Consider the following 21,559-nt stretch of genomic DNA (forward strand, 5'->3'; position numbering starts at 1 on the left):
ATCTATGGCAGACAACCTACGGCAACTATTTTCAAAACAGCAAATCAGTAGTGAGTGGATTGACAGGATCACGTTAGCCCACGATGCCTCGCTCTACCGAATAGTGCCACAAGTTGTTGTACGCCCAGATTCGGTCACGGAAATACAGGAACTCTTCAGGTACTGTCGCGATCACCATCGCCACCTCACGTTCAGGGCTGCCGGTACCAGCCTGAGCGGTCAGGCACTCTCTGACGATATCCTTGTTGATCTTGGAAGGGGCTGGGATAGTTACAAGGTGCTGGATAACGGCGAACGAATCCAACTTGGTCCCGGTATAACCGGCGGAAGGGTAAATCAACTCCTTCAAAAGTATGGCACACGCATCGGCCCGGATCCAGCCTCGATACATGCTGCCAAAATTGGAGGCATCATTGCCAACAATGCCTCGGGTATGTGCTGTGGAACCCGACAGAACTCCTACAATACACTTGATTCTGCAGACGTTGTTCTTGCATGCGGACTTCATCTGAACACCGGCGATGTTGATGCTGATGAACGTTTCCGTCAGAATGCCCCTCAGATTTATGCCGGTTTGATTCGGCTACGTGATGCTATTCGCGCCAATACAAGCCTTGCTAAAACAATCGAACGGAAGTACCGGATTAAGAATACAATGGGGTATAGCTTAAACGCCTTTCTGGATGAGGAGAGCCCAGGTAAAATTCTTGCACGCCTGCTGGTTGGAAGCGAAGGTACACTTGGTTTTATTGCATCGGTCATACTACGGACGGTGCCCGACCCAAAAAATAAATGGACCAACTTTTTTCTCTATCCCGGCGTCCATCAGGCATGCGAAGAAGCAATTCGATGGCAGGAAATGGGTGCCGCTGCCATTGAGTTGATGGACGATGCCTCGTTGAAGTCATTTGCGAATATCCCTTCGACTCCGGCAAAATTCAGGTGTACAGACAAGAATGTTGCCGCACTGCTGATAGAATTTCATGATGCTGAACCTGACAATCCGGAAACATGGATTGTGTCCGAAAAAGAACAACATGAGCTCTGGCGTCTGCGGCGCGGGCTTATGCCATCAATCGGTGCCAAGCGGAAATCAGGTGAAACCATGATAAACGAAGATATCGCTGTTCCGCAGGCTCACCTTGCTGACCTTGTACTGGACGTACGTGAATGCTTTCGGACGTTTAACTACGAAAAAGCAATCGTTTTTGGCCATGCCAAGGACGGGAATATCCATTTCGTGGTCAATGACCGTTTTGATTCCCAAGCCAGTATTAACCGATACGATGCATTTATGCATGCTGTAGCAAACGTTGTGGTCGGTAAATACAGCGGCTCATTAAAAGCCGAACACGGAACAGGACGAAACATGGCCCCATTCCTTGAACAGGAGTGGGGAACCGATGCCGTTGAAGTAATGCAAGAAATAAAAACTTTACTGGATCCGCATAACATCCTAAATCCCGGTGTCATTCTAAATGACAATAAGAAAATCCATATTGAAAATATCAAACCAATTCCCACTGTTGAAGCAGTGGTTGATACCTGTATCGAATGCGGTTTCTGTGAGTCGGTCTGCCCGACAAGAAATTACACCCTTACCCCGCGACAGCGTATCATCCTTAGACGTGAACAACGGTTATCCCTCCCCGAAACTGCCGCTGCCGATATAAAAAAAGATGAGCAGTTTTTTAGTATTGATACCTGTAGTGTTGACGGAATCTGTCAGTCTGCATGTCCTGTTGATATTAATACCGGCACACTGGTGAAACAGCTACGAAGCAGCCAAACATCGCCAATAACTCAGAAGGCTGCTGCCGTTGTGGCAAACCACTACGGTATGCTTTCCAAGCCAATGCGACTGGCAACCAAACTGATAACCCCGATCCATCAAACCAATGGGGTTCGGCATCCTGAAAACGTTGTGGCAAACGGGATGCCTGCAGTAGTGTATCTACCCTCGTGTCCGCAGCGTTGGTCGCATACGGGAACGGACATTGTGTGTGACCTTGCAACACTTGCCGGACAGGAATTGATTTTACCCGATACCTCTACAACCATGTGCTGTGGGCAGCCTTTCGATTCCAAGGGGCTGTATGAAGCATCTCAAATAACGAGGAACCATACAGTGGAAGGTCTGCGCCGTTCAGGAATTGGTGCCCACACAGCTGTCCTTGTTGATACTTCAACCTGTGCGGTTGCATATCGGGCAGACCTTGAACAGCATCACTGGAAGGTCTTATCACCAGTAGAATGGCTGTTTACCCATGTTCTGCCATTTGTGAACCTCAAGCCCCTTAACACCAACATCATGTTGCATATTGGATGTAGTCAGTTAAAACTCTCCGAAACCGAAATGTATCGCACAATTGTAGAGAGCATTGCGGGTGAGGGGAGTGTACTTGTTGAAACCGGGTGCTGTGGAATGGCAGGCATTCACGGTGTACGCTATCCATCGATACCTTCAACTGCACTGCGTGAACTTCATAAGCGAACAACGATGGAACAGTGTTCGCATATCGTTACGACGAATACGTTTTGTGCAGCAGGCATTGAGCGGTTTTCTGGCGGTATCCCCACACTAACCATTTTTGAAATGCTTGTGCAAGCTGCGCCCGAACGGAATACCACTACATTCGAAAAACCTGATTCTTCCACGTAACCTTCTTTTTTAAGACAAGCACCGGAAGGAATAGCTCGGTAAGCACCAGAAAAAGCATTGACGGGATAATGACAAAGGGCGAAACCCTATGTTTTGTTAACGAAGATGCAACGTACACCAGTGAACTATCAGCAATCAGCCTGAGGAAGAGAAAACACCACAGCAGGATCCACATTTCAAAGACGGCCGAGATAGCAACACCCGCCCACAGTGCAATGCTGGTTGCAACAAAAAGAACAGCCTTCATGCCGAGAGCCGTACCGCCACGTACCCAACGATGTCGCTGCTTAACATACTCCATAAAGTGACTGCAGGGCAGTGTAAGCACCGATGCTGACGGTGCGATGGCAAATCGAAGTTGGTATCCTGCATTCTTAACAGCTTTCTGCAGGGCCATGTCTTCGGTTAAACTGAAGGCAATGGACCGGTATCCGCCCAGGTCGGTAAAGATATTCCGACGTATTGCCAGATTATTCCCAAAACAACCCAGTGCCGTTCCATTGCCAACGGCACCGGCAGCCATACTTTGAGTGTAAAGCCACTCCACCATCTGCGCCTGTTGCAGAAGACGTGAGCCTTCTACGCCGGTAATACCACTAACAAGCCCCACATCAGGACTGGAAAACTGTGCAACCATTCCCCGAACCCATCCTGCCGACACCCGGCAGTCAGCATCTGTCATTAAAACAATCTCACCGCCTGCATTATCAATACCATACTGTAATGCCCCCGGCTTGCCTCTCAGATTCGGGTTATTATCATCAACCTCTTTGTGGACAATCCTTATTGGGTACTGTAACGCAAGGCGATTTAAACATTCGGCCGTTTTGTCAGTACTGCGATCATTTACAAAAATGTACTCAATCCGGTCCGGTGGATAATCAGTTGTCATCAATGCTTCCACACAACGCAACAGGTTTTTATCTTCGTTTCTTGCTGGTACAACAACCGATACTGTTGGATAGGTAGAGGTATTGTTCCATCGGCGATGTTCACGGATAAAGCCAACAATAAAATACACGACCCGTGCGGTGTAAATCACTGCAAGACAAGATAAAAGAATCGCTAACGCCATAGGTATGCGAATATAGAGACCTACTCACCAGTACGGTTGCTGTGGCTGAAACAACCAGAAAGACTATGACACACAAAACTGACCTCATCAACGGTCCGATTGACTCTTCACTGCGGCTATTTTCAGTGCCATTAGCCTTTAGCTTCCTGGTTAACATGGTGTATTCGCTCATTGACCGTTTTTATGCCTCACGCCTGGGTGACACGGCCATTGCTGCCATAGGCAGCAGTGATCAGGTAAGCTTTTTTCTCTTTACGATGGGAAGCGGACTTGCTGTAGGAACCGGCATTATTGTTTCACGACGCTTTGGTGAAGGAGCCATCAGCGAAGCAAATACAATTGCAACACAGGGAGTTGTGGGAATAACCTGTGTAGCGTTGTTGGTTACGGCAATCGTGTATGCGCTGATGCCGCATATCCCCGGGCTAATGAATATGCCCGGAGATGTTGCCGTGCATGCCCTGGCCTATATGGGGACCCTGTACTTGGGCTTTGCGGCTAACCTTGTTAGTTTTCAAATCTTTACAATCGTCAGAAGTACTGGCAATTCGGTATTTCCGATGGTTGTCCTGATATCAACAACGATTTTGAATGCAGCCATAGCCCCTTTCCTCATATTTGGCTTTGGCCCCTTCCCGAGGATGGAGCTTGCCGGTGCCGGTCTGGCAACTGCAATCGCACAAATCTGCGGGGCATCGTTTGCCGTATGGTCAGTTACCGCCGGTAAGGTAACAATAAGGTTATCACTCCGAAATTATCGTCCGGACTTCACACTGTTAAAGTCAGTTGCAAGGCTTGGGCTGCCGAGTGCAATTCAGATGCTTGCCGTAAGTGTAAACAGGGGTATCATCTTTGTGATTGTAGGGGGCTTTGGCACGTCGGTAACGGCTGCTTACACGCTTGGACTGAATCTTGACATGATGGTTTTTATGAGTGTATTTGCTATTGGAGTGGCTGTGGAAGTGGCAACCGGACAGAATCTCGGAGCAGGGAAGCCAGAGCGCGTGGCTGCATTTCATACGTCAGCAATGAAACAAACAACAACCCTGATGCTTACCCTGGGTCTGCTGGTATGGTTGTTTGGCGAATGGTTCGCACGCTTATACACCCATACCCCAGAAACAGTAACAGAAGTGCTTCGATATCAGAGAAGCACGTCATTAGGGTATGCAGCATTTGCTATTGGGCTAGTCACTGTACGATCAATCAGTGGCGCAGGTGCAGCCTATACAAGTATGCTGGTAACGGTTGGGAGCTTGTTGTTTATGCAGCTTCCGTTGTGCTACGTTTTGTCTCATCAAGCCGGACTTGGGTCAAAAGGAGTATGGATGGGACTGGTCATGGGAAATTTCATTTTTGCAGGCATTGCCTTGGTTGTCCATCGTAAAGGTTCGTGGCGCTCTGCAAGAGTGTAGGGTGCACAGAAATTTCGTGCTACAATTAAACTTTTTGCACCTGGTATGCGATTATGGTGCTGAAGATGACAACATTCACAACATCCACGGTAGCCGCACATCTAAGCACTGATGACGAAATCATCAGTGCCTATCGCAGTGGACAGCAGGAACAGGCAATAACGGCATTTGTACGGCTACATCAGCGGACGGCGTATAGCACGGCACTCAGATATCTTAACTGTCCGGAAGACGCGCGCGACTGTGCTCAGGATGCATTGATAGCTGCCGTAAAATCTTTTAGTACGTTCAAAGGCGAGTCATCACTGAGATCCTGGTTGATACGAATTACACGGAATAAGGCTATCGGACTCTATCGCAGACAGCGCTGGCTTCGCTTCTTACCATTTGGCGACTCGGATACTGACCATGCCGTTATGTGTTCGTCCGAGAGTCCGTTCGACCAGCTTCATCGAAATGAATTTGAGGTATTCTTCCGGACAATACTTGCCAAAATTCCTCCAAGGCAGCGCGAGGTGTTTATGATGCGGTATTTCGAAGACTTAACATACGACGAAATCAGCGCCCAGACAGGCCGAAACGTAGGAACATTGAAGGCAAACTACCACTGGGCCGTAAATACGATTACCAATCTGCTCCGTACATCGGAATACTTTAAAGAATGGAGGTCTGAATTTAATGATGAACTCTAAACCAACTACAGCAGAGAATGGCGTGGGAAAACCGTCTCAGCTTCGCGAGCACCTCACACGCGAGTACACTGACCATATCACGGACTATACGCGCAACATGAGCATTGGCGTCATGAATGCGGTGGAATCAGCAGGCAACCGCAAAAAAACACTATTCAGGTTTTCTGTTGCAGTGGCAGTAGTGACACTTGCCGTAAGCGGAGCAATTTTCTACATGGCCCCGCTACCCAAGGTAGTCAACATAGCACAACAGGCAAGTTATTCTGATCCAGACAACTCCGGCGATATTATTTCGGATTTGGCGGAGCAGGAAGTTGCACTCTATGATCCAGCCGACGATGCAATTCAAACCGATCTGGTAACAGAAGCGGATATCGATAAACTATTTGAAGGAGAAGAATTACAATGAATCACCTAACGAAAAAGGCAGTTCCCGCATTCATTGTCCTTGGGCTCATGGTATTTGCATTTGCTAAAGCAGGAGCACAGGATGAGTCGGCAGACCCGAGTATCAAGGGACGTATCAGCGAGATGCGAAAAGCAAAGATTGTAAAGTTCCTGGAACTCACTCCGGAACAAGCGGCTAAGTTCAGCCCGGTGTATGACAGACAGCAGGAACAACAGAGAACCATGAAAAAGGACATCGCATCGAAAGCAAAAGCTTTGAACAAGCTTACTCGCTCCGGTTCTGCTGATCAGGAAATCGCGGCTAAGGCCGAAGACCTGCGGACGGCAATCCGTAAGATGTGGCAACAGTCAGATGCTGACATGAATGAAATTAAAAGTGTTCTTACGACAAAACAATATGCCCGTTATGTTGCTTTCGAAATTCAATTTCGTGAAGCTCTTCAAAAGGCGGCGCTGAAACGTGCCGGGCGTGGCATGAAAAACCGTCGGTAAATCACTGCAACCGGCTAATTCTTCCTGGATTCAACATCATATCGCACGTTGTTCTGACCAAACAGGGAACACAGGTATTCCGTTGTTTCGGGTGTTTGCTTGATTTTTATTAACGAATTATACTGAATTGTTTTACTGGTGCGTGGAACAACAAATTTCAGGCTCTTCATCCCATCATGACTATCGCAGTACGACCGTAGCTTCTGAAGCTGGCCACGATCAACCGTCTGTGGATCAACACGTATCACGTAACCACTGCTAAGCGATGCCAGCGCATCCTGAAGTGTGTATACCTGATCTACGATAATTCGGACAGCCGATCCAAGAATCTCAAGCTTACCCGAGAACACAAGTACAGAATCGGGCTGAACAACCGATGCGTACTTCGTGTACGTTTCTGCCCAGAGCAGTACTTCGGCACTACCGGTAAACTGTTCAACCTTTACCACTGCAAATGTCTGTTCCCGCTTGTTAAGCCGGGTTTTAACATCTACAACCAGGCCACACAACAACACTTGTTTCCCGTTTTTTGTTAGATCCGGATTGGAGACTGTTATGCTTGAATACGAATGAACGGCAACAGCGTGAGGCTGGAGCGGGTGGCCAGATACATAGAAGTTCAAGTACTCGCGTTCTCTACGGTAGCGTTCCTGTTCGGGCCATGGCTCCGCCTGCGGCAGTGATGGCTCGACCAGCGCTACGTTTTCTAAAGATCCAAAAAGCGAGTCCATCTGATTCAGTCCACCACTGTTTACCTTATGGGCGTACTCAACGGCGGCTTCAATGGCACCAACAAGCTGTGCTCTGTTACCCGACTGTATAGAATCGAAAGCCCCGGAACACACGAGAGCTTCGATAACACGTTTATTGGCAACTTTCGAGTCAATTCGGGCAGCAAAATCAAAAATGGATGTGAAGGGGCCATCGGTCCGCGTTGCCACAATGGAGTCAACCGCTGGAATACCTACATTTTTAATAGCGGCCATTCCAAAATAAATGATCTTACCATCGGCAATAAAGGTGGCTTCCGACTTGTTGATGTCCGGAGGAAGTACGGTGATACCATATCTGCGTGCTTCGTCGATAAACGATACAATCTTCTCCTGATTACCAAGTTCAGCCGTCATGTTCGCTGCAAGGAACTCAGTAGGATAATGTGTTTTTAGCCACGCCGTTTGATACGCAAGGTATGCATAGGCAGCACTATGACTCTTATTAAAACCGTACGAAGCAAACTTCTGAATCAAGTCAAAGATGCTGCCGGCCAGCACGGCATCAATATTATTGTGTGTTCCAGCCCCCTGCACAAATAACTCCCGCTGTTCTGCCATGAGTTTTGGATCCTTCTTCCCCATGGCACGCCTCATGAGGTCGGCCTGCGCCAGACTAAATCCGGCAAGGGTCTGAACAAGCTGCATCACCTGCTCCTGGTACACAATGATGCCGTAGGTGCGCTCCAGAATGGGCTCCATGAGCTGATGTGGATACGTGATGGCGCGCTTTCCGTGCTTCCGGTCAATGAACTCCGGAATATTATCCATGGGACCTGGACGATAAAGAGCGTTCAGCGCAATAAGATCTTCAATTGTTGAAGGCTGAAGGTTGCGCATTGCCTGTTGCATCGGCTCGGATTCAAACTGAAAAACAGCGGTTGTCTGCCCCCGACCAAACATCGCAAACACGTCTGGGTCATCAAATGGTATGGCATCCAGGTCAATCGTTGTCCCGGTTGATTTCTTAATCTGCGCTAATGTATTTTCAATGATGCTCAGCGTCCGCAGCCCCAGGAAGTCCATTTTTAGCAGGCCTGCTGCTTCAAGATCCTTCATGTTGTACTGAGTGGCCGGTTCAGTTTGAGGGGTTTGATAAACAGGAACATAATTACTGACCGGCCCGGGTGCAATCACCACACCGGCCGCATGAAGAGAGCTATTGCGAAGCGTACCTTCCAAGTCGAGGGAATATTCAAGTAAGTCTTTGTACCGTTGCTCAGTAGAATTTTTCAGCCATTTCAGATCGGGCAGGTCCAATGCCTCTTTCAGGGGCGTTACCTTACCTTGGATAACAGGAATTTTGTCGGTTATTGAGTTTATTGTCGCTAGGTCGATACCCAGGACCCGTCCCACATCCTTGAGTACTGCACGTGCACTCAGAGTGCCAAAGGTTATAATCTGAGCAACCGAATCCGATCCATAGGTAGTCTTAACATACTCAATAACTTTATCACGTTTATCGTCGGCAAAATCCACGTCGATATCAGGCATCGAAATTCGGTCTGGATTCAAGAACCGTTCAAAGAGCAGATCGTATTTCAGGGGGTCGATATCTGTGATCTGCAGGGCATAGGCCACGATGGACCCCGCGGCTGAGCCACGACCGGGTCCCACCCGAACTCCCATGTTGCGTGCAGCTCGTATAAAATCCTCAACAATCAGGAAGTATCCGGCATAGCCCATTTTCCGGATAACCGATAGTTCGAAGTGCGCCCTGTCCAGTATCTCGCCAGTAAGGAGCGGGTATCGGCGCTCCAGGCCCTCCATGGTGCGCAGTTCAAGATAATCTTCAAGCGTTGCCACACCACTTTCAGGAGGGATAGGAAATTGTGGCATCTGCAAATCGGTTGGTATCGTAAGATCTACTTTTTCGGCAATTTCAGCCGTGTTCTCGATACCGTCAGGGAAGGCTTTAAAAAGCTCCTTCATTTCGTCCTGCGATTTCAGGTACATTTCCGGTACCTTGTACCGCAGATCCCGCTTGATATCAAAATCCTGATTCTTTGTGTACTGGACATCCTTTGTAATGTGCAGCAGTACATTGTGGCTTACGGCGTGTTTTTTTTGGACGTAATGCGTGTCGTTGCTGACGACGATTTTTATCCCCAACTGCCTGGCAATCTTCGGGGCCTGTTCAAGGACGATTTTGTCCTCGGGTAAACCATGATCCTGTAGTTCAATGTAAAAGTCGTCACCAAAAATCTCTTTGAGTTCACGGGCATTGTTAACAGCCGCCTGATAGTCACCGGCCAGTAGGGGGGCGTTAACAGGGCCGGCAAGACATGCCGACGTACTCACAATACCATCATGATATTGCCGCAGCAGGTTCATATCTATTCGCGGCTTATAGTAAAAGCCCTTTTCGTGCGCTATGCTCGTAAGCTTTATTAGATTTCTGTAGCCTGTTTCATTTTTGGCCAGCAATACCAGATGGTAGTAGTTGCGATGTTTATTGTGCGATTCAAATCGCTCCCTGTCAGTATGGTTACGCACAGCCACATACGCTTCTACGCCAATAATGGGTTTAATCCCGGCAGTCTTGGCCTTTTTGTAAAACTCAAAGCAGCCAAACATGACACCGTGATCCGTGATAGCCAGGGCTTTCTGGTTATCGGCAACTGCTGCAGAAATCAGTTGTTCGGGTGACGGTACGGCGTCGAGAAGTGAATAATGGGTATGATTATGAAGATGAACAAACATGATTGTAATTCTACCATTTGTGTTTTATGGGAACGTTCGCGACTACAGAGCAACTGTTATCGATGTAGCTACAACCCGAGGTAAAAACAGTTCTATTTCAGAACTGACCGAATCCGTGCACTAATAACATCGAGTAGCCATACCACCGCAGTGATGATGATCACAAGCGTTCCTACTTCATGATATTTGGCAAGACCCTGGTACTGAGTGAGCAGAGTGCCAATACCACCGCCGCCAACAAAACCAATAATCGTTGCCATCCTTACGTTGATGTCCCACCGGTACACCGTAAACGACAGGTAGGGAAGTACGCACTGCGGTACAACAGCATACCACAATACCTGAAGTCTGCTTGCGCCAGTGGCTTCAATGGCTTCGATCGGACCATCAGCAATGTTTTCAATTTGCTCAGAATACAGTTTTGTGAGTGACGCAATGGTGTGTACAACAAGAGCCAGCATCCCAGCAAACGGACCAATTCCAACCCAAACGCTAAAGATGATAGCCCAGATGATTGGTTCCATCGAACGGGTAATATTGAGCAGTGCACGCACTACTGAATACACCAGCCGCTCTGCTGGTGAAGCCGTCATAATGTTGCTGGCAGCCAGAAAGGCCAGAACAAAGGCTATAGGGATCGACGCCAGGGTTGCCAGCAAGGCAGTAAATATCGTTACAACCATGGCGTAGAGTGCTTCACCAACGATATCGGTACTGGGGGTTACCAGTGCACCAAATATTCTTCCGGCCCCGGCCAGACCTTCACCCGAAAAGAACTCGCTGATCGAAACGTCAGTAACAATCCAGCCGGCCAGAACAGAGAACACCAGTGTACACCATCCAAGGTGTTGCGTAATCGTACGGGCACCCGGCGAATCAGCAAATGTTCCTGTTAAGAACAGTCGTCCCAGCGAAGCGCGGTTGGTAACTGACGCCACAAGAAAAACAGCCGCCACCGTCGCTACGAGCCATGGTGCCACCGTACCAGACACGACATCGGTTTCAAGAAATGCCGGAAGTATCACAAAAACAAGGCAAGCTGCAAGATAGGCTCCCAGAAGTGCATCAATCACCCATGATAGGAACACATTCATTTTTGATGTCATTCCACCACCTCCGCGTCATTACCATAGATGGCCTTGAACCATTCATCCGTTATCTGGTCAGGTCCTCCCGTAAAGACCAACTCACCGCCGCGCAATGCAATTACACGAGTGGCATACCTGCGTACGAGCGAGAGAAAATGCAGATTACACACAATGGTTGTCCCCAGCTCCTTGTTGATTGCCTCCAGGTGATCCATCACTGAATGTGCTGTTGCCGGGTCGAGTGAAGCCACCGGTTCATCGGCAAGCACCAGGCGCGGATTCTGCATCAGGGCGCGGGCAATGGCAACGCGCTGTTTCTGGCCGCCCGAAAGAGCGTCAGCTCTGTTATCTGCCTTCGATTCGATTCCCACGCGCCGAAGCAGATCGAGTGCCCGTGTTCTCTGCTCCTGCGTAAAACGTCCCATAATCCCAGCTGCAGAAGACATGGAGCCAAGAGCTCCGTACAGCACGTTGTTCAGTACGCTGTGCCGGTCAATTAAATTAAAATGCTGAAAGATCATGCCAATCTGTGCCCTGTGTTTTCGCAACCCATCACCTTGTACATGGGTCACATCAGTTCCGTTAAACCGCACCACACCATCCGACGGCTTGATAAGGCGGTTCATGGTTCGCATCAGCGTACTTTTCCCGCTTCCTGATAAACCAATCACTACAATAAATTCACCGGCAGTAATCGACAATGAAATGTTATTCAGTGCCCTGAAGCCGTTAGGGTATGTATGCGTGATATTCTGTAGTTCAAGCAGCGGAGTCATTGGCAAAGCTATCATTATCCCAACCGATTCTATAGCGTGAAATTAAAAACTTGTTCACAGTTCAGGTAAAATTAAACCGACGGCTTATGCATAGCTCCATTCAACCCAATGGCGTATTTTTGCCCACATGGCCTTACAAATTGTGATTACCATCGATGGTCCGGCTGGTGCGGGTAAATCTACGACCGCACGGAGGGTTGCCGAGACTCTCGGATATACCTATATTGATACTGGTGCTATGTACAGAGCGGTTACCTTGATGGCCATCCGTAACCACACTCCGCGCACTGAAGCCGATATGGATGCCCTTGCAGCAAGGCTGAATATACATCTTGAAACTACATCAAGCGGACAGCGAACCTTTGTTGATAGTACGGATGTTACCGATAGTATTCGTGACCCCGAAGTAACAAACCTTGTCAGTGAAGTCAGTTCCATTGCTTCTGTTCGGAAGCACCTTGTGCAAAAGCAACGCCTCATGGGCCTCAACGGTGGTGTTGTCATGGATGGTCGCGATATAGGAAGCGTGGTATTCCCGAATGCCCAGGTAAAGGTTTTTCTTGTTGCTGATATCGAAGAGCGTACCCGCAGAAGGTTTGCGGAGCTTAAAAGTTCGGGACAAGAAGTAAGCATGGATGTTGTACGAAAGCAGTTAGAAGAGCGTGATGCAAAGGATAGTCAGCGGGAAAACAGCCCCCTTATCCGCCCTGAAGGCTCCACTCTGCTTGATACAACGCATCTGACCATCGAAGGACAGGTGAAAGCCATACTCAAATTGGTCGCAGAATATCAGCGTGCGTCAGATCTGGTTGGTAAATACTTCCGTTTATAGCTTATCACACAGTGTATTGTTTTGTTTTGTCGATAAATAATAATGATTGTTAACATTGATTCCGGTAGCGGCTTCTGCTGGGGAGTTGTTCGGACAGTTCACATTGCAGAAGAGACACTGCTTGCTCATAAGGGCAAGCGTGACGTTTATGTACTTGGCCATATCATTCATAATCCAAAGGAAATGCAGCGTCTGGCGGCTTTGGGACTAAAAACGATAGCCGTAGCTGATTTCCCGACAATCGCACATAGTAATGCAATCGTCCTTATTCGTGCTCATGGGGAACCGCCGGCAACCTACCAGGCTGCGTGGGAAAACGGAATTGAATTGATCGACGCAACATGTCCGGTTGTTACCAAGCTTCAGGAACGCGTCCGTAAGTTTTTCGACCAGGGGTATCAAATTATCATCTTTGGAAAGAAAGACCATGCCGAAATCGTTGGATTACGTGGCGTGGTGGGCGATCGCTGCCTGGTTGTTCTTACTCCCAATGAGGCCGTTCAGGTTGCCGACGTAACAAAGAAGACCGTCCTCTTTTCTCAGACAACAATGGATAGAGCTACATTCTACCTCATCCGCGATGCCCTCAAGGAGCGCATTAGCGACCTGCTTGTTGAGCCAAAGGCCGAACCGGGAGCAATGCTGCAGACCAAGGATACAATTTGCGGACAGGTAAGCGGACGGGAAGAAAACTTAGCGCGTTTTGCTGCTTCGAATGATGTAATGCTCTTCGTGGCAGGCAAGGCCAGCAGTAACGGCAAGGTTTTATTCGAAGTATCGCGCAGCGCCAACCCTGCCACTCATTTCATCGAGGAAATTGATGAAATACAGCCGGAGTGGTTTACGAACGTAAATACGGTAGGAATCAGTGGTGCTACCAGCACACCACAGTGGTACATGGAAGAAGTACGAGACTGGCTTCTTTCACATTACGGTACATAAGGGTACGCATCTTACAGATCAATAGCGAGAGACTCATCACAGCGCGTTAGCCCTGCAGATAGCACCGTGCACTGATTTCGTGGGCAATTCGTCGTAACTTGCACCTTGAAAAGCATTCACAACGGGGATGTACCGGTTTCGACGGGACATTGGATCGCGAAGATGCGTGCCGAGCTACGCTGGTGGAGCTCGTAAATACAACCGGCGAACAACAAATGGCGATAACTTTGGTTATCGCATGGCCGCTTAAGTAAGCCGCTATGCCATCGGATTCATAGGTGCCTGTAGCTCTGAATTTCGGTGTTGCCCCTTAACAGGCTAGCGTGAAGTTTGGTATCGGGACGTAACGTTAAACATTACCGATGCTGGCAATAAGACACCTGTTGGCCGGTAAACCTTATTGTGAGATAAACAAAGACCAAAGACGCACGTGGTAGGCTTCGGTGAAGGTGTTTCGGACCCGGGTTCGACTCCCGGCATCTCCACAAATCTCAGACCGGCCGGTTACCGGCGGCCTGATGTTCGTTGAATATCCCCACGATATTCGTCTATCAGACGCAGTCACCCTCTATCCGTCCGATTTTAGTCCTCTGAGCGGGAAACGGGATTCGAACCCGCGACATTCAGCTTGGGAAGCTGACGCTCTACCAACTGAGCTATTCCCGCAGTTGCTCAAAATTAGTAATGCCACCTGCATTTGCATTGCATTCCATTACGTCACACAGCATTACTCTGCGTAACTTGTTAGATGAAACTTTGCTTCCTTTGGCATCAGCACCAGCCTGATTATCGGTGGAACGGTGAATTTCGGTTGCCGTGGGTGCAGATGCATGCCACCAAGGACTACCTGGACATTCCGCTACTATTATCAGACTACCCGGTTAAACATACGTTTAATCTTGTACCCAGCTTAATAGATCAACTGGACTCAGCTTCCCAGGGTATGGCCGATCCGGTAAGCAAGCTCTGTATGATTCATCCCCAGGAACGAACGCCGTCACATGAGCATGCACTGGCACAGTGGATCCTGACTCTTCAGCACACCCAACTCGCTGATACCCCGTACCTGCTTCAGCTCCGGCACACCTTTGAGCTCCTGGCACAGGCAAGGCAGCCCCTGCTGATGCTGAGCGACCAGGAGTGGATCAACTCCCTGGCACTCTTGCTGTGGGCATGGACCGGACCGGTATCACGAAAACGAGCTACGATTTGTGGATATGGACATCCCTCAAGAGATTTTATTCACGCTGACCTGGAAACCCTGCTGAGTGAACACCGGAGCATCATTGCCGAGATTATTCCCACGCTTGTTCACCTTGAACACTGTGGCAAAATCGAAGTAAGCGTTTCACCATACGAACATCCTATCCTACCGCTTCTTATTTCAACCAACGCAGCCCTTGAACAAATGCCTGATGCGGTTGTACCTCAGCCATCGTATACGAACATCTCCGATGCAGCCTGGCATGTGTGGAATGCCGTAGAGAAATGGTACCATTATGCAGGAAAGAAACCAAGTGGCATGTGGCCTTCGGAAGGGGGCTTAAGCCAGGCAACACTCCCGTTAATGGCTGCTGCAGGGATACGGTGGACTGCTACGGATGAAACCGTACTCGCCAATACCTTGGGCACGAACATGCCACTAGCCAAATACTTCCCTCGACGTTTTTTTACCGATGCCGGTCCGATTACCGTGTTGTTTAGGGATCATGCACTCAGTGATGCCATTGGGTTTACATACGCAACGTGGAATCATTCCGACGCAGTGGATGATTTCATGCGACGGCTACGTGACACTCGTGAGCTTATCCTAACTCAAACACCGCAAGCTGATCATAACAAAGCCTGCATTACTGTAATTCTGGATGGCGAAAACTGTTGGGAGTTCTACCAAGGCAATGGTGAGCTGTTTCTCCGTGGTTTAATGGAGGCGATCGCTGCCGACCCTTTGTTTGAAACCGTAACTTGCTCGCAGGCTGCGCTGCATGCTGTAGATGTCCCGCCGGACACCCATATCTCCGCAGGCTCATGGATTAACGGAACATTTGATATCTGGATAGGGTCAGAGACTCAGAACCTGGCATGGTCTCTTCTTAAACAGGCAGATGAGGCCGTTGTTAAGGCTGGGAATCCACCGGAATTGCGATCGGTACTTCGAAGATTGCAGGCCAGTGACTACTTTTGGTGGTATGATACACGACACCAGGCTCAACATAAATCAATGTTCGATGGAATGTTCCGTGAGGGACTGCAGACTATTTTTAACAGCTGCACCGTTGAATGCCCGCCGATGTTGTTTGTTCCACTCCAGGACTATGTTATGAGCATATCAGATTCAGGTCAGGAATACCCTGTGTCATTTGTGCAAAGCACAATGCACGAAGCAGACGCAATTACTAAAAGTATTCGTATAGAAACTGAAGGAAATTGGCAACGTATCTCGTTTGTGTTTAGCAGAGAACCTGCTAATGATGAGGAAGTTGTGTTCGTGATAACAGACAGGCATGGGGTTGCCCGACAGCTCAGTTGTACGAATGCCGAAAACTTATTCCAGTCGCCGTTACGTGACGAAGGTGCCGACCGCGCTTCGCGAACGATTCACCGGGTGTATCTTCATTCAAGCATATTATGGAACATTGCTGTGGAGGAACAGCGCTCAGCCGGATCCACTGCCCGAACTGCGGTTACGATTAATCTTCAGAAAACACAGTAACTATTCAACAAGATAAACAGAGATAATTCTGTTGTCAGGATTTTCAAATCTTCCCAGCATAAGTGGATAGCACGTGGCTTCTTCAAACCGGACCATAATTCGGCTGGTATCTGCACCAAGCGTTTTCATAAAGCCTTCAATCATGTCAATCCTGCGCATCAGTGCATCAGCAGCCTGTTCCGACGCATTAGCGATAGTACCAACACACCTGAGCTGTACCGTATAGTGCGTTCCCATCGCGTTTGCGCAGTCTGAGAGACACTTTTCATGCTCGCCTGTAAGATTGTACTCTGCAGCCGAAAATCTAACTGTACAAAAAGGGGCTTCCCTCTTGTACATGATGGTATTCAGCTGAACCTCAGTCGTGCTATCAATATTCTGAATTCGTATTGTCTGCCTGCCAGAAAGATACCCGCTGGACCGACATAAAACTTCTGCCTTCTGTCCGGGGAAAAGGCTAAGATGTAGTACAGGGGAATCAACTGTCCTGGTTACCGGGGCCCCCGTTACCTGCGCCCTGGAATCCTCCGTAATCACAACCTGGTATTCAGCACTGGGTAGCGGCGTCATCGTTCCGTATTCAACGGCTGTAATAGTAATATTGGCAACCTTTGTAGTCTGCGCATACGTAAAAATCGAACCCGTCAGCATCAACAACAGAAGGCAGGGTAATTCCAAGCTGCTGATGACAGTGCGAATGACGTGGTAGGGGAATCCTCGTGCTGCCAGGAAGCGCTGTAACCGCTCGGGAATTTTATCCTTTTGCATATTGGTAAGCTGACTAAGTTTTTTTTTCGCAACACGGACAGCCGAATCCAGCGCCTGCTCGTCTGAAACGCATTCGCTAACAATCGATTCGGCCAGACTGGCAGGGATTCCCTTGCCAACAAGCCGCCGGATCATGTCGGTAGCAGAAAGTGGTTTCTGCTGATACGACGCTTCGATGAAATTCCTTACGAATGCCGTATCGTCAACTAAACCAAAGCCCCTTAACCAGTCAAGCAGTTCATCTGCCTGCGTGTCAGAAACATTGAATGTCTTCAGCTTTGCTCTAACCTGTTTTTCGGTACGTGGTTTATACGAAGCATACTGCCATAGCTTCTGCCTGATCAGAAATCGCTCGTCATCGGTTCGAAGCTTAGCCAACAACTCAGCAGTAAACTCAATGCCTTTTCGTAGCTGGTACTGATGGACAATATCAGCGTTGACTGACAGCACGAACTCATCATCAACAAAGATGGAGTAACGGTTCTGTTGTTTAACGTTTTTACGAACTGATGTAATCGTGGGCATTCTGTGCCCCAACATTAGCTAACTTTTTTTCCATTGCCCGAAGTGGTCTGTGCCGGCGGCAGGTGAAGCAGAGTGCGTACCTCGGCATCCAGCGATGCATACAGAGCAGCATCGTCCTGCAAGAGTTTTCGCATGCCATCCCGACCCTGAACCCGCTGATCGTTAAACGTGAACCACGAGCCCGACTTACTGATCACATTGTGTTCAACGGCAAGATCAATTATATCGCCAAGACGCGAGATACCCTCGTTATACATGATATCAAATTCAGCTTCCTTAAACGGTGGTGCAACCTTGTTTTTAACAATCTTGGCTCGCACCCGGTTTCCGATGATGTCCTGGCCGTCCTTAATCACGTCCTTCCTTCGAATATCGATCCGTACAGATGCGTAAAACTTAAGTGCGTTGCCTCCGGTAGTCGTCTCAGGATTTCCGTAAATCACTCCAATCTTCGACCTAAGCTGGTTTGTAAAGATCACCGTAGTATTGCTTCTGCCGATGGCTGCATTCAGCTTGCGCATTGCCTGGCTCATCAGCCGGGCCTGCGACCCCATCTGAGCATCACCCATGTCGCCCTCGATTTCAACACGGGGCGTAAGAGCGGCAACCGAGTCAATGATAATAACATCAATTGCATTCGAGCGCACCAGAGTTTCAACAATCTCAAGTGCCTGTTCACCAAATTCAGGCTGTGAGAGCAGCAGGTTGTTCAGGTCAACACCAAGCTTTTGAGCGTACTGAACATCGAGAGCATGCTCCGTGTCAACAAAAGCAGCAAGCCCGCCTGTTTTCTGAGCTTCGGCAATTACCTGCAGACAGACCGTTGTCTTCCCTGATGACTCAGGACCATAAATTTCGATAATTCTTCCGCGTGGGACGCCGCCAATTCCAATAGCTGCGTCCAGTGATAGACACCCGGTGCTGATGGCATCCACCTGTATAGGGTGCTCATCATTCAGACGCATGATGGAGCCTTTGCCAAATTGCTTTTCAATTTGATCAATGGCTAACTGGGCTGCCTTGATTTTTGATTCCTGAATTGTAGGGGTGGATGCTGTTTTCTTTGTTTCTGCTTTTGCTTCTGCCATGATATTCCTCGGAGTTATAAATGGTTGATGTGTAGAAGTATCCGTAACGGCACACTATGCGACACCAAGGTTAAAGTTACAGGTTACTACCGGTTGAAACCACAGATTCTGGAAAAGAAGTTTTCAACACGACGCAAATCCTCCAGGTGTCACGTCTGGTGCTACCGTAAACACAGTGCATGATATGCCGTACCGTCCACTTGCCTCTCTCGCACTCCAGGTTCTTACCCATGCGTACGGCCTGATTGGTCTTCGGCCGTCGGCGGCAGTCTTAACCGCTCTGATGCTAATAACTGCTGTAGGCAGCGTCTTGTGCTATCTCAGGCAGTACGGGGGAGGACGTTTGCTTGCCGCACTTTCAGTTGCATGCTGGGTGGTTCTTCATCTTCACATTCCAGATTCTCATCCCAATGTTGTAGGGCATCGCTTCCCGGCCCGTATTCACGGTACGGTAGTTTCAGGAGTTCAAACAGCCGACACAGTTCGAACAATTATCATCAGCGGTGAAACCGACACCAAGCCTGCACCACCAACCGTCTGCACGACGATCGTTTATTTGCGTAAACCCATCATCGGAGATATCCCGAAAGGGGCTCGGGTATTATGCTTCGGAATGGTTGAGCTTCCTCAGGAACCTGGCCTGCCATCACTGTTTTCGAGTATTGACTATGCAGGAAGGGTCGGAGCTGCTTTCGTTGCACGTGCAGACTCAGCATTTGTTCTGCAGCAGCCAGATGTTGTGCAGCTTTCTATTCAGCGAATTCATTCACTGTGTTACAAACACATCAGCAGGTATTGTACACCATACGCAACAGCTGTCCTGATGGCCATGCTACTGGGCCAGCCGCAGTACCTCAGCAAGGAGCAAAAGCACCAGTTTATTGTTGTCGGAACGATTCATGTGCTGGTTGTTAGCGGTGCCCATGTTGTTATGCTGGCAGCACTTCTTATTGCTTTGAGTGGCGGGCGAATCCGCGGAATAGTACATGCCATAATTGTTGTGGTATGCCTTGCCGCGTATGTGATGATCACCGGGTTTCAGCCCCCTGCACTGAGAGCATTTACTGTAATAACAGTTTTTATCATAGGAGCAGTTATTCAGCGGATTCCAGATGCAACCAACATTCTTGGTTTTGCAGTCATTATCCAGATACTCATTTCTCCCCAAGTTATTACAGGCAGTTCATTGCTCTTCAGTGTAATTGCAACATTTTCTATTATTAAACTGCTGCCGGCGTGGGTGCGGTGCTGGGAACGCTGCCTGAGGGTGAACAAATCATGGATACGACATTTTGTCAATGCTCTCAGCCTGAATCTTGCAACAACTACAGGGATGCTCTTCCCGGTTGCCTATACAATGAAGACAGTTGCATGGTTTGGCATCATTGCGAATCTGGTAACAGTACCAGTATTAACGTTCGTTATGGTGTGTGGTCTCCTGTTGTGTACGATTGGACTATTCAGTGACGTAATCTCGTTGTCGGTTGCATGGTGCATCAACACCATGATATTGTTTATCGTGTGGTTTAACACCACGATAGCTGATATTTCGGTCCCGGTCTCGTACGTGGCAGCCACACTTGTTGCTCTTTCGGGCACTGCTGGCCTGCTCTGGCTGCTTCGGAGCCAGAACAGAAGGCACCTTACTTATCGAATCGTTCTCATGACGATTGCCGTTTTTGGTGTGTATTATGCTTTTTCTCCGCGCCACCCGTTAGTGTCTGTTGGACGCGACAGAGATCGCATCCTGGTGGAGGTATCTGCAGGCGATAGAACACAGCGGATATCAATACAAGGCAGGTACGGAAATATCTTCGTACGTTCGCTCCATGGAGATAACCTGGGGAATCAAAACAACACGCTTTCGATGCGGAATTACACAAACTAACGCATCCAACAGGGCGTGGCCTGGTTATTCATTTTCGGAGCACGGATCTTCTGCTCAAGCCACATTACAATCCATCAGTGCATTAGCATCAGTACTTGGAATCCCAGACGCCAACATTGTCATGGTATCCCAGGTTCACGGTACAGGTGTTTCCACGCTGACTGTGTTGCCATCCCGGGCAGGGGAGCGTGTAGGTACCGCTGACATCATCGTAACAAATCTTCGGCTGGCTGCGCCATGTATCCGGGTAGCGGACTGCTGCGGAGTTGTTTTGTATGATACTGCAAATCATGCCGTTGCCGTTGTTCACAGTGGATGGCGAGGAACTGCCGCCAAGGCAGTTCACAAAGCATTAGCATCAATGAACGATACCTATACCACACATCCCAAAAACGTACTAGCATGGTTATCGCCGTGTGCCTCGGCAAACAACTACCAGGTTGGCAACGACGTCAGACAAGCCTTGCCGGAGTGGTGCACCCAGGATCCGGCCGAGCCGGAGAAATGGTATTACGACAACCATGAGGCCATCAAATCGCAGCTTATCAGCACTGGCATGGTAGCGTCAAACATTCAGGTGTGCTCGCACTGCACCATTGCCGATTCACGCTATCATTCGTACCGTAGAGATAAGGAACTGAGTGGCCGCAGTGTTGTTTTCGCTGTGCTTCTGTAGCGGTTTTTACGCTGAAGCTTACACAACCACAACTAACTAGAAAAAG

General features: G+C 48.8%; 16 protein-coding genes, 1 tRNA gene and 1 other RNA gene. 11 read left to right on the top strand and 7 right to left on the bottom strand.

The window, feature by feature from the left end:
- The first annotated feature begins 4 nt into the window (after positions 1-4).
- Positions 5-2,662 (top strand): FAD-binding oxidoreductase, encoded by a 2,658-nt coding sequence (locus HRU79_00315; protein ID QOJ25162.1) that lies wholly within the window; start codon positions 5-7, stop codon positions 2,660-2,662.
- Here the strand turns inward: HRU79_00315 and HRU79_00320 are convergent.
- Entirely contained in the window at positions 2,631-3,737 is a 1,107-nt protein-coding gene (locus tag HRU79_00320) for a glycosyltransferase (GenBank protein QOJ25163.1), read from the bottom strand. The genes HRU79_00315 and HRU79_00320 overlap by 32 nt on opposite strands.
- Positions 3,738-3,802: 65 nt before the next feature.
- On the opposite strand from HRU79_00320, the gene HRU79_00325 reads away from it, so the two are divergent.
- The 4 genes from HRU79_00325 (at position 3,803) to HRU79_00340 (ending at position 6,744) form a co-directional block, all read left to right on the top strand.
- Positions 3,803-5,152 carry an MATE family efflux transporter gene (locus HRU79_00325; GenBank protein ID QOJ25164.1) on the top strand — a complete coding sequence of 450 codons (1,350 nt, stop codon included), beginning with the start codon at positions 3,803-3,805 and terminating at the stop codon, positions 5,150-5,152.
- 65 nt (positions 5,153-5,217) lie between these two features.
- Positions 5,218-5,844, top strand: coding sequence for a sigma-70 family RNA polymerase sigma factor (locus HRU79_00330; protein ID QOJ25165.1), 627 nt, complete (start codon positions 5,218-5,220; stop codon positions 5,842-5,844).
- On the top strand, positions 5,831-6,253 hold the full coding sequence (locus HRU79_00335; GenBank protein ID QOJ25166.1) for a hypothetical protein: 423 nt from the start codon (positions 5,831-5,833) through the stop codon (positions 6,251-6,253). Before HRU79_00330 ends, HRU79_00335 begins: the two co-directional genes overlap by 14 nt.
- On the top strand, positions 6,250-6,744 hold the full coding sequence (locus HRU79_00340) for a Spy/CpxP family protein refolding chaperone (protein ID QOJ25167.1): 495 nt from the start codon (positions 6,250-6,252) through the stop codon (positions 6,742-6,744). The genes HRU79_00335 and HRU79_00340 overlap by 4 nt, the downstream gene beginning before the upstream one ends.
- A 14-nt stretch (positions 6,745-6,758) precedes the next feature.
- Here HRU79_00340 and dnaE read toward each other — a convergent pair whose 3' ends face one another.
- From dnaE to phnC, 3 genes are all read right to left on the bottom strand, one after another.
- Positions 6,759-10,217 carry a DNA polymerase III subunit alpha gene (gene dnaE / locus HRU79_00345; GenBank protein QOJ25168.1) on the bottom strand — a complete coding sequence of 1,153 codons (3,459 nt, stop codon included), beginning with the start codon at positions 10,215-10,217 and terminating at the stop codon, positions 6,759-6,761.
- A gap of 92 nt (positions 10,218-10,309) precedes the next feature.
- Positions 10,310-11,323, bottom strand: a complete 1,014-nt coding sequence (gene phnE, locus HRU79_00350) for a phosphonate ABC transporter, permease protein PhnE (protein ID QOJ25169.1) — start codon at positions 11,321-11,323, stop codon at positions 10,310-10,312.
- Positions 11,320-12,081: a phosphonate ABC transporter ATP-binding protein gene (phnC, locus tag HRU79_00355; GenBank protein ID QOJ27235.1), complete on the bottom strand. Its 762-nt coding sequence runs from the start codon at positions 12,079-12,081 to the stop codon at positions 11,320-11,322. The genes phnE and phnC overlap by 4 nt, the downstream gene beginning before the upstream one ends.
- 127 nt (positions 12,082-12,208) lie before the next feature.
- Here phnC and HRU79_00360 point away from each other — a divergent pair, with 127 nt between their 5' ends.
- The 3 genes from HRU79_00360 (at position 12,209) to ssrA (ending at position 14,343) form a co-directional block, all read left to right on the top strand.
- Positions 12,209-12,913, top strand: a complete 705-nt coding sequence (locus tag HRU79_00360) for a (d)CMP kinase (protein ID QOJ25170.1) — start codon at positions 12,209-12,211, stop codon at positions 12,911-12,913.
- Between the two features lie 42 nt (positions 12,914-12,955).
- Complete coding sequence (locus tag HRU79_00365) at positions 12,956-13,855, top strand: 4-hydroxy-3-methylbut-2-enyl diphosphate reductase (GenBank protein ID QOJ25171.1); 900 nt, start codon at positions 12,956-12,958, stop codon at positions 13,853-13,855.
- Between the two features lie 123 nt (positions 13,856-13,978).
- Positions 13,979-14,343: a transfer-messenger RNA gene (ssrA, locus tag HRU79_00370) on the top strand.
- A gap of 105 nt (positions 14,344-14,448) precedes the next feature.
- On the opposite strand, the gene HRU79_00375 is transcribed toward ssrA, so the two are convergent.
- A tRNA-Gly gene (locus HRU79_00375) sits at positions 14,449-14,521 on the bottom strand.
- An 82-nt stretch (positions 14,522-14,603) separates the two neighbouring features.
- Here HRU79_00375 and HRU79_00380 point away from each other — a divergent pair.
- Positions 14,604-16,568 carry a hypothetical protein gene (locus HRU79_00380; GenBank protein ID QOJ25172.1) on the top strand — a complete coding sequence of 655 codons (1,965 nt, stop codon included), beginning with the start codon at positions 14,604-14,606 and terminating at the stop codon, positions 16,566-16,568.
- Here the strand turns inward: HRU79_00380 and HRU79_00385 are convergent, their stop codons facing one another.
- Both HRU79_00385 and recA read right to left on the bottom strand, forming a co-directional pair.
- On the bottom strand, positions 16,569-17,861 hold the full coding sequence (locus HRU79_00385; protein ID QOJ25173.1) for a RecX family transcriptional regulator: 1,293 nt from the start codon (positions 17,859-17,861) through the stop codon (positions 16,569-16,571).
- Between the two features lie 14 nt (positions 17,862-17,875).
- Positions 17,876-18,949 (bottom strand): recombinase RecA, encoded by a 1,074-nt coding sequence (gene recA, locus HRU79_00390; GenBank protein ID QOJ25174.1) that lies wholly within the window; start codon positions 18,947-18,949, stop codon positions 17,876-17,878.
- 184 nt (positions 18,950-19,133) lie between these two features.
- Here recA and HRU79_00395 point away from each other — a divergent pair, with 184 nt between their 5' ends.
- Together HRU79_00395 and HRU79_00400 are read left to right on the top strand one after the other, a co-directional pair.
- Positions 19,134-20,837, top strand: a complete 1,704-nt coding sequence (locus tag HRU79_00395) for a ComEC/Rec2 family competence protein (protein QOJ25175.1) — start codon at positions 19,134-19,136, stop codon at positions 20,835-20,837.
- Complete coding sequence (locus HRU79_00400) at positions 20,779-21,513, top strand: polyphenol oxidase family protein (protein ID QOJ25176.1); 735 nt, start codon at positions 20,779-20,781, stop codon at positions 21,511-21,513. The genes HRU79_00395 and HRU79_00400 overlap by 59 nt, the downstream gene beginning before the upstream one ends.
- The last annotated feature ends 46 nt before the right edge of the window (positions 21,514-21,559 follow it).

This window comes from Ignavibacteria bacterium (genome assembly GCA_015709655.1).
In the GTDB taxonomy this organism is placed as follows: domain Bacteria; phylum Bacteroidota; class Ignavibacteria; order Kapaibacteriales; family Kapaibacteriaceae; genus OLB6.

Coding starts and splice junctions, on each gene's coding strand:
- HRU79_00315 (QOJ25162.1), top strand. CDS start 5: ATGGCAGACAACCTACGGCAACTATTTTCAAAACAGCAAATCAGTAGT.
- HRU79_00320 (QOJ25163.1), bottom strand. CDS start 3,737: ATGGCGTTAGCGATTCTTTTATCTTGTCTTGCAGTGATTTACACCGCA.
- HRU79_00325 (QOJ25164.1), top strand. CDS start 3,803: ATGACACACAAAACTGACCTCATCAACGGTCCGATTGACTCTTCACTG.
- HRU79_00330 (QOJ25165.1), top strand. CDS start 5,218: ATGACAACATTCACAACATCCACGGTAGCCGCACATCTAAGCACTGAT.
- HRU79_00335 (QOJ25166.1), top strand. CDS start 5,831: ATGATGAACTCTAAACCAACTACAGCAGAGAATGGCGTGGGAAAACCG.
- HRU79_00340 (QOJ25167.1), top strand. CDS start 6,250: ATGAATCACCTAACGAAAAAGGCAGTTCCCGCATTCATTGTCCTTGGG.
- dnaE (QOJ25168.1), bottom strand. CDS start 10,217: ATGTTTGTTCATCTTCATAATCATACCCATTATTCACTTCTCGACGCC.
- phnE (QOJ25169.1), bottom strand. CDS start 11,323: ATGACATCAAAAATGAATGTGTTCCTATCATGGGTGATTGATGCACTT.
- phnC (QOJ27235.1), bottom strand. CDS start 12,081: ATGACTCCGCTGCTTGAACTACAGAATATCACGCATACATACCCTAAC.
- HRU79_00360 (QOJ25170.1), top strand. CDS start 12,209: ATGGCCTTACAAATTGTGATTACCATCGATGGTCCGGCTGGTGCGGGT.
- HRU79_00365 (QOJ25171.1), top strand. CDS start 12,956: ATGATTGTTAACATTGATTCCGGTAGCGGCTTCTGCTGGGGAGTTGTT.
- HRU79_00380 (QOJ25172.1), top strand. CDS start 14,604: ATGAAACTTTGCTTCCTTTGGCATCAGCACCAGCCTGATTATCGGTGG.
- HRU79_00385 (QOJ25173.1), bottom strand. CDS start 17,861: ATGCCCACGATTACATCAGTTCGTAAAAACGTTAAACAACAGAACCGT.
- recA (QOJ25174.1), bottom strand. CDS start 18,949: ATGGCAGAAGCAAAAGCAGAAACAAAGAAAACAGCATCCACCCCTACA.
- HRU79_00395 (QOJ25175.1), top strand. CDS start 19,134: ATGCCGTACCGTCCACTTGCCTCTCTCGCACTCCAGGTTCTTACCCAT.
- HRU79_00400 (QOJ25176.1), top strand. CDS start 20,779: ATGGAGATAACCTGGGGAATCAAAACAACACGCTTTCGATGCGGAATT.